This is a genomic window from Bradyrhizobium sp. (assembly GCF_004799445.1).
Taxonomy (GTDB): domain Bacteria; phylum Pseudomonadota; class Alphaproteobacteria; order Rhizobiales; family Xanthobacteraceae; genus Bradyrhizobium.
On the sequence record NZ_SSNA01000084.1, the window covers coordinates 1 to 12,888 of the forward strand.

A 12,888-nucleotide genomic window follows, 5' to 3' on the forward strand; every position below is an offset into this window, starting at 1 on the left:
GCCAGCAAAGAGATATGAACGCCCGCGGGCAAAGTAGGCCAAGGCGGATTTCGGATTGAGCCGGATCGCCTCATCGTAGTCGGCGATAGCGCGCTCGAAGTCACCCTTGTAGCTGAAGACGTCACCTCGACCGACGAAGGCCTTGCCGGATTTTGGATCAAGCCGGATCGCCTCATTGTAGTCGGCGCTGGCGCGGTCGAGGTCGCCCTTGGCGCGATAAGCGACACCTCGACCGTTGAAGGCGCTGGTATCTTCGGGATCGATCCGGATCGCCTCACTGTAGTCGGCGATGGCGCGGTCGTTGTCGCCTTTGTCGCTGTAGGCGTAACCTCGATGGTTGAAGGCCTTGGCGCGTTTGGGATCGATCCGGATCGCCTCATTGTAGTCGGCAATGGCGCGGTCGTTATCGCCCTTGTCGTGGTAGGCGCTGCCTCGATTGTCGAAGGCCATGGCAGATGTGGGATCGAGCCGGATCGCCTCACTGTAGTCGGCGATGGCACGGTCGTTGTCGCCCTTGTCGCTGAAGGCGATACCCCGACCGAGGAAGGCCTTGGCGTGTTTGGGATCGAGCCGGATCGCCTCATTGTAGTCGGCGATGGCGCGGTCGTTGTTGCCCTTGTCGTGGTAGGCGCTACCTCGATTTTGGAAGGCCATGGCGAATTTGGGATCGAGCCGGATTGCCGCATTGTAGTCGGCGATGGCGCGATCGTTGTCGCCCTTGTCGTTGAAGGCGTTACCTCGATTGGTGAAGGCCATGGCGAATTTTGGATCGATTCGGATCGCCTCATTGTAGTCGGCGATGGCGCGGTCGTTGTCGCCCTGTTCGTTATAAGCGGCACCGCGATTGTTGAAGGCCATGGCCAATTTGGGATCGAGCCGGATCGCCTCATTCAAGTCGGCGATGGCGCGGTCGATGTCGCCCTGTTCGTGATAAGCGGCAGCTCGATTGCTATAGAAAGCCGCCAGATAGCGTCCTTTCCATTTCCCCGAATTGATGCTCTGCGAACAGTCAATGATCGCAGCCTCGGGGTCTCGCGGACTATCACAGTCGGCGGCGGCTGAATAATTCAGGAATATCATAGCGGCAAAAAGCGCGCTGCAAAATCTCCAATCCGCGGGGCTCACGCAATCTCCTTGAGCGAACTTTGGTATCCTGAATATGTATCCGCATTTGCTGTTCTGGTTCACATTCGACTGGACAGGATCACTTACCAAGATGTTCTGCTGAGGGTACATAACTTGGCACTAATGAAAGAGGCCGCCTCATGCCGGCTGTGTAAAAAACGCGGATTGAGGTTGGCAGGCGTAGCAGTTGCCGCGGGGGAAGCAGGTTCGAAATGAAAGAGCCAAGTAGCCCGCATGCGCGCAGCGACATGCGGCAACCATAGCCAGACCCCGGATATCGCTTCGCTCATCCGGACCTACGCTCGCCTTATTCGGTGACGGGGCGAAGGATCAGCTTCTGTACCCGCCAATTGGCCGTTTCGGCGGCATAGATCAAATTTTCCGACGGGCACGCGAGCCCATGGGCACCGGAGAATTCCTTCAACTCGCGTCCGGATTTGCCGATCACCCCCAGCACCTTGCCGTCGAGCGCGACCTTGAAGATGCGTCCCGGGAAGGTCGTTTCGCCGACGAACATCACCTGGTTGGGTCCCGGCGTGATGCAGATCGAATTGGGCGCACCGATCACCTGGGTGAGGCGGTCGCCGGTCGGCGTGGCGCCGTAGACGGCGCGCGTGGTCGTATCCGGCGGCGCCGTGATCGCGAACATCCGCAGGAACTTGCCGTCGGTATCAAACACCTGGATGCGGTGGTTGGTGCGGTCGCCCACATAGACGTTGTCGTTGTTGTCGATTGCGATGGCGTGAGGCAAGTGGAACTGGCCCGGCTCGGTGCCCGGCTCGCCCCATGACTTCACCCATTTGCCATGCATGTCGTACTTGGCGACCCGCGAATTGATATAGCCGTCGCTGATGTAGGTGTTGCCCTTGGAGTCCCAGGCGACATCGGTCGGCTCGCGGAACAGGCCGTCGACCGGCGGCAGCGGTGGATTGAGGTGTTCCCACGGCCTGGTTTCGGCCTCGGCGGATTCTTTGCGACGGCCGAACACCCACTGTACGCGGCCGGCTGGATTAAACTTGACGATCATGTCCGAGCCCTTGTCGATTGCCCATATGTTGTCGTCTTTGTCGATGCGCACGCTGTGGGCGAAGGCCCAGGCGTAGAGGCCCTTGCCGATCTCGCGGACGAAATCGCCCTCCTCCGTGAATTCGAGAAGCTGCGCGGCGGTCGGCGCATAGGCCGGACCGCTGGCGCTGTTCGAGCGCGTGAACACGAAGACGTGGCCCTTGGAGTTCACGGCCACTCCGGGCACCTCGCCAAAATTCATGCCGTCCGGCAGCTTCGGGAAATCCGCCACGGAATCGAAGGGGATACGCGGAACGCTCTGCTGGGCGAGACACGGCGTTGCCATCAGCACCAAGCCTGCGATCAATAGCGCTTTCATGGAAACTCCTCCCTGTTTTCGATCGGGCACGCGGCCTAGCTTTCTACTCTATCACAACAGCCAAGTAGCCCGCATGAGCGCAGCGACATGCGGGAACCATAGCCAGACCCCGGATATCGCTTCGCTCATCCGGGCTACGCTCGCTCATTTCGAGGCTGCGATTCAGTTTAACCGTCATTGCGAGCCAACGGGTCGCACGAACGTGCGCCCGTTGACAAGCTCCGCGAAGCAATCCATGGAGCTAAGGATGGATTGCTTCGTCGCTGCGCTCCCTTGCGCAAACGCTTCGCGTTTGCCGCAGGCAATGACGGAAAATCAGCTTGTTGGCGGCTCCCGCTCCCGCTCCACCGCCTGCCAGCCGATATCGCGGCGACAAAAACCTTCCGGCCAGCGAATCCGGTCGACCGCCGCATAAGCGCGCGCCTGCGCTTCCGCGACGGTCTTGCCCGACGCGCAGACGTTCAGCACACGACCGCCATTGGCAAGAATGTTGCCGTCCTTCGCGACCGTGCCGGCGTGGAAGATTTCGACGCCCTCGACCTTGCCGGCCTCATCGAGCCCCTCGATGCGGCTGCCCCTGGCGTAGTCGCCGGGATAGCCCTTCGCCGCCATCACCACCGTCAGCGCGGGTTCTACGAACCAGCGCAGATCGAAATTCTTCAACTGGCCGTCGCAGGACGCCAGCATGGCGGGCACGATGTCCGACATCATCCGCAGCATCAGCACCTGGCATTCGGGATCGCCGAAACGGACATTGTATTCGAACAGTTTTGGCCCGTGCTCGGTCAGCATGACGCCGGCGTAGAGCACGCCGCGAAACGGCGTGCCGCGCGCCTTCATGCCGGCGACGGTCGGCAAGATGATCTTCGCCATGATCTCGGCGTGAATGTCGGGAGTCACGAACGGCGTCGGCGAGTAGGCGCCCATGCCGCCGGTGTTCGGCCCCTGGTCATGATCGAACACCCGCTTGTGGTCCTGCGCCGAAGCCAGTGCGATCGCGGTCTCGCCGTCGGACAGTGCAAAGAAGCTGATCTCGCGGCCGGCGAGATATTCCTCGATCACCACCTCCGCACCGGCCTGGCCGAACGCACCATCGAACATCATGGCGATGGCGGCTTCCGCCTCGGCAAGGGTCATGGCGACCACCACGCCCTTGCCCGCCGCCAGGCCGTCGGCCTTGACCACGATCGGCGCGCCCTGCTTGCGAACATAGGCCCGCGCGTCGGCCGCATTGGTAAAACGGCCATAGGCGCCGGTCGGGATGCCGAATTCGGTACAGAGCGCCTTGGTGAATCCCTTGGAGCCTTCAAGCCGCGCCGCCTGTTGGCTCGGGCCGAAGGCCTTGATGCCGGCAGAAGCGAGATCGTCGACGATCCCGGCGGCGAGCGGCGTTTCCGGACCGACCACGACAAGCTCGACCGCGTTCTCTCGGCAAAAATCGATCACCGCGGCATGGTCGGCGATGTCGAGCGCCACGCATTCGGCTTCCCGCGCGATACCGGCATTGCCCGGCGCGCACCACAGTTTGGTCAGCAGCGGAGACGCCGCGATCTTCCACGCTAAAGCGTGTTCGCGGCCGCCGGAACCGAGCAGAAGAATGTGCATGGAATGCAGCCAGAGCGAGGGTTGGGACGAATTTCGGTCGCACGAATCTCCCTCCGCCTGCAAGAGGTAAGCTGACCAAACGCCGTCATTCCGGGCGACGCGCAACCGAACTCGGGTTTGCCCGAGTTCGGCAATATCGTTGTCCAAGTCGGCAATAGCCGACTTGGATGCGCGCCGATCCGGAATCTCGAGGTTGCCTTGCGCGGGTACTCGGCCTGAGATTCTCCGATGTGCAATTGCACATCGTAGTTCGCTCGCGCTGCGAGCGCCCCGGAATGACGGCGATTAGTCGCCGCTCCCCGAGGCCGCGATGATCTCCTGCAGGGTCGCGACATGGCGGGCGAATGCGCCGCGCCCGACCGCCGTGGCGGTCACCGTGGTCTGCGGCCGCTTGCCGACAAAAGCCTTGTCGACCCCGACATAGCCGGCTTTCGACAGCGTCTCGATATGGGCGCCGAGATTGCCGTCGGTGGCGCCGGTCAGTTTTTTCAGCCGGGAGAACTCCAGTCCCGCACCGGCCGGCAGCGCGTTCAGCGCCGCCATGATCTTCAGCCGCAGCGGCTGGTGGATGATGTCGTCGAGCTCGGCCATCGGTCAGCTCCGGCGCATCCAGAGGCCGCCCAGGATCAGCCCGCCGCCGTTGACGGCGGCCATCCACAACAGAAAGGCGGCGCCGGTGACGAAGAAATAGCCGATCAGCGTCAGCACAGTGATGCCAAGTCCGATGGCGATAAAGGCGCGACCGAACCACAAGCCGGCCAGGCAGTAGAGAAACATGAAGTAGATCGGCCAGAACGCTCCCATCTCGCGCGGCCCGAAATGGCCGAACACCGTGCTGCACAGCAAGCCAAAGGCGAAGAACAGCAGGAAGGCTATCGCCATCCGAACGTCGAAGCCGGGGCCACCGGCTCCGGGAAACTGGAACACGCTCACGACAATCGACCCCACCGCGCCGATCGCATTGACGCCGATCCAGATGTAGCTGCCGAAATGCGGCCAGGCGAAAGTCGCGAGGTTGCCGGCCAACACCAGGACGCCCCACAGGATCATCATCAGGCTGGCAATATCGTAGGTCCGCGACTGCCGGACCCGTTCGACAATCCGCTCGATGTCACTCAATGCCTGCGCGGCATCCCGGGGATCGATGCCGGTCATGATCCGGCTCCCGCCTTGGCGACGTTCTCCGCAACTGCGGCGACGGCGCGCGGGTTGCCGACAATGCCCATGTGGTCGACGCCGTCGATCAGCTTGACTTCGACCGACGGCGCGACCGCGTGCACGGCGTCGGCATATTTGTCCGCGATCATCAATTCGTCATCGGCGCCCGAGATCAGCGCGAGCGGCATGGTCGCGGCGGCGAAATCGGCCTGGTAGCCGCGGGTGGCAAAATTGCGCATCAAGCGGTACGAATAGGTCGGGGCGAGGATCCGTTCGGAATTCGGCGGCACCGCGAAGGCCAGCGTCGGCAGCGCCTCGCAGCATTCGATGCCGAGCCGGTGCAGGGCCGCCAGCGCCAGGAAGCGCGGAATGTCGGGGCTGGCCCAGCCGCCGGAACCCGGCCGGTTGGTCGGCGCATCGTAGCCGAGATAGGGCGCGAGCAGCACGGTGCGCGTAAACAGCTTCTGGATCGGCGAACTCGCCACCCGAAGCGCAAAGCCGCCGCCCGCGGAGTGACCAAGCAGCGTCAGTGGCTGGCTGGGTGCGGTCTTGCGCACGACGGCGACGAGATCCTCGAGATCGTTTTCGAGCTGGCCGAGATAGCCGATGTCGCCACGCGTGCCGGAGCCACCATGCCCACGAATGTCGGGCGCGTAGGTTTCGACGCCCCGCGCCGCCAAAGCGTCGGCCAAGGCGTGGACGGCGATGCTTGATCCCGACGAGCCGTGCACGAGAATGGCGATCTTGTCGCTCGCCGGTCCCCGCGCTGGATAATGCCGGTACGCCAGATTGGTGCCGTCGCGGGCGAAAAAGCGCTCGAGGTCCGGCATGCTGGAGCGATCAACGGCGCGAGCCGCCTGCGAGACCGAGGACAATTCGGGCAGGCGAGCCAGCGGCGTCGCCAGCATCGCGGCGAGCACAAGGGTTGCCAGGCCCAGGAGGCTCAAGCCCCCTCGCAGCAGTCTCAGCGGGAACCAAACCATCCATTTCAGCATGATCTTGCCTCCGAATTTACTATTACAGATTACTCTGTAAAACAGAGCAATTGGAAATGCAAGGTCTGGATTGGCGGTTGGATACGAAAATCCCTAACTTGGGCGCCTACCCGAAAGAGCCGAATCGAGATGCCCCCAGCGGAAACCCTGATCAACGCGCCGGAATTCACGGTGTCCGAGCTGTCTTCCGCCCTGAAGCGGACGGTGGAGGATGCCTACGGCCATGTCCGGGTGCGCGGCGAAATCACCGGCTTCCGCGGGCCGCACTCCTCCGGGCACTGCTATTTCGCGCTCAAGGACGAGGGCGCCAAGATCGAGGCGGTGATCTGGAAGGGCGTCCACGGCCGGATGCGCTTCAAGCCGCAGGAAGGCCTTGAGGTCATCGCCACCGGCAAGCTCACGACCTATCCCGGCTCGTCGAAATACCAGATCGTCATTGAAGCGCTGGAGCCCGCCGGGATCGGCGCGCTGATGGCGCTGATGGAAGAGCGCAAACGCAAGCTCGGCGCCGAAGGGCTGTTCGACGAGGCACGCAAGCAACTGCTGCCATGGCTGCCGGAGGTGATCGGCGTCGTCACCTCGCCGACCGGGGCGGTGATCCGCGACATCCTGCATCGGCTGCAAGACCGCTTTCCGCGCCGTGTGCTGGTGTGGCCGGTGCGGGTCCAGGGCGAAGGCTCGGCCGAACAGATCGCAGCGGCGATCCGCGGCTTCAACGCGCTGCCGGAAGAAGGCCCGATCCCGCGACCCGATCTTCTGATCGTCGCACGCGGCGGCGGCTCGCTGGAAGACCTCTGGTCGTTCAACGAGGAAATCGTGGTCCGCGCCGCCGCCGAAAGCATGATCCCGCTGATCTCGGCGGTCGGCCACGAGACCGACATCACGCTGATCGATTTTGCCGCCGACAAACGCGCGCCGACGCCGACCGCCGCCGCGGAAATGGCGGTCCCGGTGCGTAGCGAGCTGTTCGTCGAGGTCGCCAGCCTGGCGCGGCGGACCATGCTGTGCTGGCAGCGCGGCCATGAATCCCGCCGCAACGAGTTGCGCGCCGCCGTGCGCGCGCTGCCCGCCGCCGGCGAACTCCTGGCGATCCCGCGGCAGCGGCTGGATGGCGCCACCGCCGCCCTGCCCCGCGGCCTGAAGGCCAATACCCACGCCCATTTCCGCCGCTTCGCGGGCGTCAGCGCCCGATTAACAATGCGGGTGCTGCGCGCGCAGTTGGCGCAGGCCCAGCACCGGCTGACCGCCTCCGGCGAACGGATGGCGCATTCGGCGCGAAGCCTGTTGCGAAATCGCCGGGATCGCTTTGCTGGACTGGCGATCCGGCTGAAGGCCTCGAAGCTCTCCAACGCGCAGGCGCAGCGCCAGATCATCGCGCGCGACCGTGAACGCACGCTTCGATTGGCCGAGCGGGCGCGCCGCGCGCTCGCCACCTCGACCCAGCGGCTGGCCGCGCGAGTCGCCCATAGCGGTCAATTGCTCGGCGCGCTGTCGTATCGCGGCGTACTGGCGCGCGGTTTTGCCCTGGTGCGCGACGCCGAGGGCCACGCGGTGCACGCCGCAGCCGGCATCGGCCCCGGGGTGCGGCTCAGCCTGGAATTCGCCGACGGACGGGTTGGAGCGACCGCAGATAGCGATCGGCCGGCGGCGACGGCAATGTCAGCAAAGCCGGCTGCCGGCGAGCCGAAGCCGGCCGCGCCCAAGCGCGTCGCCAAACCGGTCGGCCAGGGAAGCTTGTTCTAGGCTACTTCTTCACCCTCCCCTGGAGGGGGAGGGTCGGCGCGCATCGCGCGAAGCAAGATGCGCGACGGGGTGGGGTGATCCATCCGCGAGCGAGACGCTGACACACCGACGAGGACGAGAGACCTTCACCCCACCCCGCCGCTCATTGCATTCGCGTCGACCCAGAGAGCGAGCTTCGCTCGTCTCGCCCCCTCCAGGGGAGGGTAAGTGGCTGCATTCGGGCTCTCTACCGCGCCAGCCATTCCGCGACGCGCTTTTGCGAATCGGCGCGCGCTTCGGCGTCGGTGCCGAGGTGGCCCTTTTCGGGGTCGGTCGCTTCAGCGGTTGGGTCAATCGCGTGAAGCGGCAAATTGGCGCGGTCGAAGTCGTGATAGGCGCTGGGATAGACCACGATCCGCGCCAGCGCGCTGCGCCCGTGCGCGCCATCGATCATCTGACGACAGGCGGGCGGCGAACTGACGTCGTCCTTGGCGCCGATCAGCACCAGGGTCGGAACGCGCGCGCTCCATCCAAGCCCGGACGAAAGGCGGCAATCCGGATAGAACGCGATCGCCGAGCGGAAATCCGGCTCGACATTGCGCGACGCCAATTGCGGACGCACCGCCCACAACAGCGCGCTCGCGCCGTTGGCCCAGCCCAACAGGCTGATGCGATCATGCGCGGCCCAGGGCTGTTGCAGCAGCCATTGCCGCGCCGCCAGGATGTCGGTCACCCGCTCGCGCCGGGCCAGCACGCGGCGTTCCTTGACGTGGCATTGCGGGCCGAGTTCGCGCGACCCGTAGCTGTCCGGAAACAAAACGGCTTTGCCGTCTTTGAAGAGTTGCTCCGCCCAATCGCGATAGCGCGGCTGGACCGGCTCGGAATGGCCGCCCAATCCGCCGCATCCGTGCAGCGCGATCACGACCGGAAACGGACCATCCCCGTCGGGCTTGTAAAGCTGCGCGCGCAATACCGCGCTGCCCGAGGGAATCTCGACCGGGTGCGGAACGGGCAACGGCGCCGCATCCGCCGCAAATGCCACGGCAAATAGTGCCAGGAAGATAATGGCCGCCAGAGAGCGCATCGCGTTTTGCCGGGTCATGGTGGCGCTGGGACAACAGCGATCCATTCTCGGCAAGGCTAGCATGCGGCAAAGACCGCAATTCATCACAAATCGGTGGGTTTGACTGGCGGACAGCCCGGCCTATTTATGCTAGGTTGCATATGGAAACATCTGGCCCGGCCCAACCGCCGGGAACGATCGGAGAACCTAACCGTGCTGAACAAATTCGGCCCCTCGGGCGGCGAAGCACAACTGCAATATCTGGATGGCGATTTCCGCGTGATCTCGCCGGGAACCTATGTGCGCTGCGCGGTGACCGAGGCGCGGATACCGCTCGACGAGCTGAAATACTGGAGCGTCGATCTGCAGGAGGCCTATGCGCTGCCGAGCGCGGTGCTGCAGCGGCATTTTCCCGCCGCGCTGAAGACCTGAGCAGGGTGGACAAAGGCGCGCCTGCGCTGTGGCCACCAACTTCGGCACGTCATGGGGTGGGCAAAGCCAACGGGCGCGCATTCGCGCGACCCGTTGGCTTTGCCCACCCTACTTCTGAAATTTCTTCTCGCGCGCCCTGAATAGCCGCTCCGATACCAGCTTCCTCACGTCTGCGGCGTTCTCGAATTGAAGTGTTACCGCGAACGGCACGATTTCCTGCGCCCAACCTGGAAGCCCCTTGAGGCTACGCAGCCGCGCCATGTCCTTTTCCGTCGTCACCAGTGTCAGTGCGTCGCGTCTGGCTTGCATGATCAGGGTTTCGATCTCGCCTTGCGAAAATTGGTGATGATCGGCGAAGGCCCGCTCCAGGACAACCTCGACGCCGCTGGCGCGCAGCGTCCTGAAAAACCTGGCGGGATCGCCGATCCCGGCAAAGGCCAGCACGCGCTTGCCGCGAAGCGATGCTACCGATGCGTCGTCGGCCTTCAGATGCGCCGGCATGACCTGCTTGCCCCGCCCCGCGACTGCGGCAGCAACCTTCGCGGCCGCGGCGCCGTCGCCGATCACGATCAGTGCATCGGTACGGTCGATCTGCGGCGGCAGCGGCGCGCGCAAGGGGCCGGCGGGAAACACGCAGGCATTGCCGAGGCCGCGGCGAGCGTCGATCACGATCAGCGAAGCATCCTTGGCGATCGCCGGATTCTGAAAGCCATCGTCCATCACGATCACGGTGGCGCCCTGCGAGCGCGCCAATGCGACGCCATCGACACGATCGCGCGCGACTGCGACCGGAACCGTCCGCGCCAGCATCAGCGGCTCGTCGCCGACGTCCGCCGCCGCGTGGCGATCCCGATCGACCATCACCGGCCCGCGCAATCGTCCGCCATAGCCGCGGCTGAGCACGACCGGGGTCTCGCCGAGTTCGCGCAGCAGCCTGGCCAGTGCCAGCACCGTCGGGGTCTTGCCGGCGCCGCCGACATGATAGTTGCCGACACAAAATACGGGAATGCCGGCGTCAAACCCGTTACGCTGCAATCGATGGCCTGCGATCACGCCATAGACGGCAGCGAGCGGCATCAGCAATCGCGACATCCATGATGATGGCCGGTACCAGAACGCCGGCTCATGCATCCGACGCCCCCATTTCGATGCGCAACTGCAACAGATAGGGCTCAAGCGCAGCCAGCGTGCGATCGAGCGCGCCGCCGAGTTGCGAGACCACCCGCTCGGCGGCCGCGACCGACAGATTGCGCGCCGCGGGATCGGCCAGCAACTTGCCCAGCTGCTTTACCAGCGCTTCCTGGGTGTCGGCCCGCTTGGCGCCGCCGGCATTGTCGAGCGCCTCGTAGACGTCGGCAAAATTGAAAACATGAGGTCCGTGAACAATCGACGCGCCCAGCTTGACCGCCTCGATCGGATTCTGCCCGCCATGTTCGACCAGCGATCCTCCCATGAACACGATCGGCGACAGCCGATAGAACAGCCCCAGCTCGCCCATGGTGTCCGCGACATAGATGTCGGTGGCCGCGGTCGGCAGTTCCTCGCGCGAACGCAGGCCGACATGCAGACCGGCGGCGGCAATCGTGCGGGCGATCGCTTCGCCGCGACCGGGATGGCGCGGCACGATCACGGTCAGCAGCGTTGGAAAAAATCCAGCAAGGGTGCGGTGGACCTCAAGCAATATCTCTTCTTCGCCGGGATGCGTCGACGCCGCCACGATCACCGGGCGACCGCGCGTCACCGACATCAACCGTTCCAGTTTGGCGAAATCGGCAGGCGGTGCCGGAACATCCAGTTTCAGATTGCCCGTGGTGACGACGTTGCGGCTGCCCAGCGCGGTAAAGCGCTCCGCATCGATCCGCGATTGCGCCAGGCAGACGTCGAACCGGCCAAGCAGCGCCGAGATCGTGCCGCTCACCCGGCGCCAGCGCGGAAACGAGCGATGCGACATCCGGCCGTTGATCAGCACCATCGGCAGGCGCCGCGCCGCGCTCGACAGGATCAGATTCGGCCACAGATCGGACTCGATGAACAGCGCAAGGCTTGGCCGCCAGTGATCGAGAAAACGCTCGACGTAGCGCGGCGAATCGTAAGGCACATATTGATGGATGATGTCGGCGGGAAACCGCTTGGCGACGATCGCCGCCGAGGTCACCGTGCCCGAGGTCACGAGGATGCGAATATTCAGCGCGCGCAATTTCTCGATCAGGGCCGCGGCGGCCAGCACTTCGCCGACGCTCGCACCGTGAATCCACACCAGCGGGCCATGCGGCCGGATATCCCGGCTCATGCCGCGGCGCTCGCCGACGCGCGCGGGATCCTCCTTGCCCTGTTTCAGCCGCCGCTTGATCAGCGCCGGCGCCAGCGGCGCGGCCGCGGCGGACAGCCGCTGATAGACGCGGAGCGTCATCGGCAAGGGGTTAGCCATGCCCCGCCTCTTCCGGACGGCCGACTTGCGCATAAGCGCGCGCTGTCACGTCGTTCAGTGTCGCTTCCAGCCGCACGCGCAGTTCTTCCATCGTCTCGGCACTGGCGTCGGGTGGAACCATGATGATTTCGCCTCCCACCAGCGCCCCTCGCCCGAATGGCAGATTGATCGTGGTGCGATCCCAGTTTTTCAGGCGCAGAAAGCGGCTGGTCGCCATCGCGAACGGCATGATCGGCCGCCCCGATTCGCGCGCCAGCATCATGATGCCGAGTCCGGCTACTCGCGAACGCTTCGGCACGTCGGCGGTCAGCGCGACGTTATAACCCTGTTCAAGCGCCCGCACCATCTCCTTGAAGGCGCCGACGCCGCCCTTGCGGTGAAACGCCGAGCCATGATCCCCGGAGCCGCGGATGGTGCCGATGCCAAGCCGCTCGGCGGCGATCGCGTTGAATTCGCCGTCGCGATGCCGCGAGATCAGCACCTTGCCGCGATGGCTTTCCTTGGTCTTGATAAACGGGGTCATGAAATGCTGGCCATGCCAGAACGCCAAAATCGCCGGCATCTGCGGCTCGACGATGTCATAGACCTCGGGCGGATCGAAACTGAACCTGTTGGTCAGCCAGACCAGCCGCAAGAACTCGGCCGCGAGAATACCCACAGCGCGCTGGAGCCAGCTGCTGCGCAGCACATCGCGAATCAATTTCTTCAACGGGCAGGCTTCGCGTCGTGACTAGGATCGAGCAGCCGGTGGAGATGGACGATGAAATAACGCATGTGGGCGTTGTCCACGGTCTGCTGCGCCTTCGCCTTCCAGGCCGTGTACGCGGCCGCATAGTTGGGGAAGACGCCGACGAATTCCACCTGGGCGAGATCCTTGAACGTCGTCTGTTCAAGGTTGGTCAGTTCACCTCCGATGACGAGATGGAGCAACTGCAGCGGGGCACTATCTGGCATGATCTCTTTTCCTAATGCGGTG

13 protein-coding genes are annotated in these 12,888 nt (G+C 64.3%); 2 read left to right on the forward strand and 11 right to left on the reverse strand.

Going from position 1 to position 12,888, the window contains the following annotated elements:
* The 6 genes from E8A46_RS11365 to E8A46_RS11390 form a co-directional block, all read right to left on the reverse strand.
* On the reverse strand, window positions 1–1,080 hold a 1,080-nt coding region (locus E8A46_RS11365; protein ID WP_291560506.1), incomplete at its 3' end, for a tetratricopeptide repeat protein.
* Between the two features lie 352 nt (window positions 1,081–1,432).
* Window positions 1,433–2,509, reverse strand: a complete 1,077-nt coding sequence (locus tag E8A46_RS11370) for a peptidyl-alpha-hydroxyglycine alpha-amidating lyase family protein (protein ID WP_291560508.1) — start codon at window positions 2,507–2,509, stop codon at window positions 1,433–1,435.
* Window positions 2,510–2,824: 315 nt separating this feature from the next.
* On the reverse strand, window positions 2,825–4,114 hold the full coding sequence (gene purD / locus E8A46_RS11375) for a phosphoribosylamine--glycine ligase (RefSeq protein WP_291560511.1): 1,290 nt from the start codon (window positions 4,112–4,114) through the stop codon (window positions 2,825–2,827).
* Window positions 4,115–4,399: 285 nt separating this feature from the next.
* Complete coding sequence (locus tag E8A46_RS11380; RefSeq protein WP_291560514.1) at window positions 4,400–4,705, reverse strand: transcriptional regulator; 306 nt, start codon at window positions 4,703–4,705, stop codon at window positions 4,400–4,402.
* Window positions 4,706–4,708: 3 nt separating this feature from the next.
* A complete protein-coding gene (locus tag E8A46_RS11385) occupies window positions 4,709–5,269 on the reverse strand; it encodes a hypothetical protein (RefSeq protein ID WP_291560517.1) in 561 nt (186 codons plus the stop codon).
* The gene (locus tag E8A46_RS11390; protein WP_291560623.1) at window positions 5,266–6,255 is read right to left on the reverse strand and encodes an alpha/beta hydrolase; all 990 of its coding nucleotides are present in this window, start codon (window positions 6,253–6,255) and stop codon (window positions 5,266–5,268) included. Before E8A46_RS11390 ends, E8A46_RS11385 begins: the two co-directional genes overlap by 4 nt.
* A gap of 141 nt (window positions 6,256–6,396) precedes the next feature.
* Here E8A46_RS11390 and xseA point away from each other — a divergent pair, with 141 nt between their 5' ends.
* The gene (gene xseA / locus E8A46_RS11395) at window positions 6,397–8,010 is read left to right on the forward strand and encodes an exodeoxyribonuclease VII large subunit (RefSeq protein ID WP_291560519.1); all 1,614 of its coding nucleotides are present in this window, start codon (window positions 6,397–6,399) and stop codon (window positions 8,008–8,010) included.
* 226 nt (window positions 8,011–8,236) lie between these two features.
* Here the strand turns inward: xseA and E8A46_RS11400 are convergent, their stop codons facing one another.
* Window positions 8,237–9,073, reverse strand: a complete 837-nt coding sequence (locus E8A46_RS11400) for a dienelactone hydrolase family protein (RefSeq protein ID WP_291560624.1) — start codon at window positions 9,071–9,073, stop codon at window positions 8,237–8,239.
* 192 nt (window positions 9,074–9,265) lie between these two features.
* Between E8A46_RS11400 and E8A46_RS11405 the strand changes: the two genes are divergently transcribed.
* Window positions 9,266–9,484: a DUF2093 domain-containing protein gene (locus tag E8A46_RS11405; protein ID WP_291560522.1), complete on the forward strand. Its 219-nt coding sequence runs from the start codon at window positions 9,266–9,268 to the stop codon at window positions 9,482–9,484.
* Between the two features lie 108 nt (window positions 9,485–9,592).
* Here the strand turns inward: E8A46_RS11405 and lpxK are convergent, their stop codons facing one another.
* Genes lpxK through E8A46_RS11425 form a run of 4 tightly spaced genes read right to left on the reverse strand, consistent with a single transcriptional unit; the run spans window position 9,593 to window position 12,866 of the window.
* Complete coding sequence (gene lpxK / locus E8A46_RS11410; protein WP_291560524.1) at window positions 9,593–10,615, reverse strand: tetraacyldisaccharide 4'-kinase; 1,023 nt, start codon at window positions 10,613–10,615, stop codon at window positions 9,593–9,595.
* The gene (locus E8A46_RS11415) at window positions 10,608–11,945 is read right to left on the reverse strand and encodes a 3-deoxy-D-manno-octulosonic acid transferase (RefSeq protein WP_291560526.1); all 1,338 of its coding nucleotides are present in this window, start codon (window positions 11,943–11,945) and stop codon (window positions 10,608–10,610) included. Before E8A46_RS11415 ends, lpxK begins: the two co-directional genes overlap by 8 nt.
* On the reverse strand, window positions 11,905–12,621 hold the full coding sequence (locus E8A46_RS11420; protein WP_291560528.1) for a lysophospholipid acyltransferase family protein: 717 nt from the start codon (window positions 12,619–12,621) through the stop codon (window positions 11,905–11,907). Before E8A46_RS11420 ends, E8A46_RS11415 begins: the two co-directional genes overlap by 41 nt.
* Window positions 12,618–12,866, reverse strand: a complete 249-nt coding sequence (locus E8A46_RS11425) for a DUF4170 domain-containing protein (protein ID WP_291560529.1) — start codon at window positions 12,864–12,866, stop codon at window positions 12,618–12,620. Before E8A46_RS11425 ends, E8A46_RS11420 begins: the two co-directional genes overlap by 4 nt.
* Window positions 12,867–12,888: the final 22 nt, after the last annotated feature.